Genomic DNA, 2,074 nt, shown 5'->3' with positions numbered 1-2,074 from the left:
CCTCTCGCTCTCGGTCCTGCTCCGATGTTTCTCGTCTGTGATCCAGATGCGATCAGATCGGTTTTGAAAGCTGACGAGCACGTGGTCGACAAAGGCCGCCTTATCCATAAGTTGCGAACCGTTGTGGGCGTCAGTTCCCTCACCATGAGCGGGGAAGAGCACCGTCGTCGTCGCGATGTTCTGCATGCATATATGGCGAAGGGGGCGGTCGAACGCCTGACCAATCCCATGGCCGCGGAAATTCGCGCGGTCGGTGCAAAGATTGCGGGATCGAAATCCTTCAACCCGCATACGGCGCTGGCTCCGCTCGCTTTGAAGATGGTCTGCGTTTCGCTGTTCGGCAAACAAATCATGTCGCCGGCGGATGAGCAGACGCTCGTAAAAGCAGTGCGAATGATCGAGGACGATCTCGCGGACGAGCTCTTCCGGGTCGTGCCCCTTTCTCCGTGGGCGCAGTACGCACGCAAGAAGCGTCGCGAATTTGCACGAACCGCAATGAATTTCGTCGTTCGCCGGATCAAATCCTATGCGCACGACGCATCAATTCTTCGCGCACTCGAAAGCCTCGATCTGACCGATGAAGATCTGTCGAACGAAGTGCTTACGATGCTTCTCACCGGCCATCACACCACCGGTTCGGCCGCCGCTTGGCTTGTTTATCATCTTGCGAGCGAGCCGGGTTTGGCGGATGCGATTGCGGATGAGGCGGCGGTTGCGTCGGATTGGAATGGCGAGATCCGCGCGGATCGCCTCAAGAACGCGCCGGTCAGTCTTGCGCTCGTGCGCGAGGTTCTGCGGCTCTATCCGAGTGCCTGGTGGTTCTCGCGCGAGGTCCGGCGTCCGATGGAGATCGGCGGGCGACGGTTGAAGCGTGGCACATCGCTCATCATCTCCCCGTGGCAATTGCATCGCGACCCCAAATACTGGGACGATCCCGATACCTTCCGGCTTGATCGGTCCTACAACAACCGCGCCTATATGCCGTTCGGCCACGGACCGCGCACGTGCGTCGGCATGGGGTTGGCGCTGCTCGAATTGCAGCTGCTCGCGCTGGAATTCGCATCCGCCTATTCATTCGACAGGGTCACGCCCTATCCGGCTCCTCGACCGCTTCCGTCCGTGACGCTCATCCCGCCCGAAATGCAGATCGAAATCCGCGTTCGTGAAACGAGCGGGCTTCAGACGTCGGTTGYATGATAGCGCTGCAGAAGGGGCATTAGGCCAWGAYAGAGCACGACGACACGCCGGAGACGGGCGTCATCGACAAGGAGCATGTGGAAACACTCTTGAGCTTCGAACTCGTGCGCAGAGTCTTGAAACTGCCCCACCAGACTCGCGCGAAACTCCTCGCCTTTCTTCACCTCATGGAGGATCTGGATTCGATCGAATGCGATCTTCAGGCCGACCGGTCAGGAGAGCTTTCATTGAACATGCTCKGCCGCGAAGCGCAGGGCGCGCACCGCCCCGCCGGAGGTGCCGAGGTCGATTTGGAACGCGCGCGGGCCGCGCGCAAATCGAGCGCGCGGCCCGCTAGACCAAAGGCTGCGGAGTGAGCATTCAGCCCGTTCTTCCGGCGTCGAGGCGAAGCGTAAACGGGATGCCCTCGAACGCGTCGGCGCCGCGGCCTATGGTTTGGATCGCGTCGACCATGCGTCCCTGCCGGGCCAGGAGATCGTCGGCCAGGGCGACGAGCCGTGGATTGGGCGTGGCGATGGCGGAAGCCGCCCGCAGGGCGCGGGCGATGTCAGCCTCGTCACGGTCGGGCGCGAGCGCACACGCCGTAATGTAGGCCGCCGCAGTCGATCGACTGATCCCCGCCCAGCAATGGAAAACGAGCGGGCTCTCACGCTGCCATGATTTGACGAAAGAGAGCAGCGTTTCCACGTGCTCGGTGACGGGCAGGATATGCCCGTCGAGCGGCTCGATGATATCGCTGATGCCGATCGTGAGATGGCGCTCGGGGTGGATTGAAACAGGGCGCTCGACGCTCGCACCGACATTCAGAAGCGTCACCATATGGCTTGCGCGGGTTTCGAGCACCGTCTGGTGGAGATGAGAGAGCGGACAAACGTGC

General features: G+C 61.4%; 3 protein-coding genes. 2 read left to right on the top strand and 1 reads right to left on the bottom strand.

Going from position 1 to position 2,074, the window contains the following annotated elements:
* Positions 1-1,197, top strand: a 1,197-nt coding sequence (locus AC1DT3_RS19085) for a cytochrome P450 (RefSeq protein ID WP_477466794.1), incomplete at its 5' end; no start/stop codon positions are given.
* Positions 1,198-1,274: 77 nt separating this feature from the next.
* Positions 1,275-1,553: a hypothetical protein gene (locus AC1DT3_RS19080; RefSeq protein WP_477466793.1), complete on the top strand. Its 279-nt coding sequence runs from the start codon at positions 1,275-1,277 to the stop codon at positions 1,551-1,553.
* A gap of 4 nt (positions 1,554-1,557) precedes the next feature.
* On the opposite strand, the gene AC1DT3_RS19075 is transcribed toward AC1DT3_RS19080, so the two are convergent.
* Positions 1,558-2,074: tyrosine phosphatase family protein (locus AC1DT3_RS19075; protein WP_477466792.1), on the bottom strand; the 517-nt coding region annotated here is incomplete at its 5' end.

Source organism: Microvirga sp. P4_G7 (genome assembly GCF_056401005.1).
Note: the sequence above shows the minus strand (reverse complement) of the source record. Positions and strands in the feature narration are given on the sequence as shown.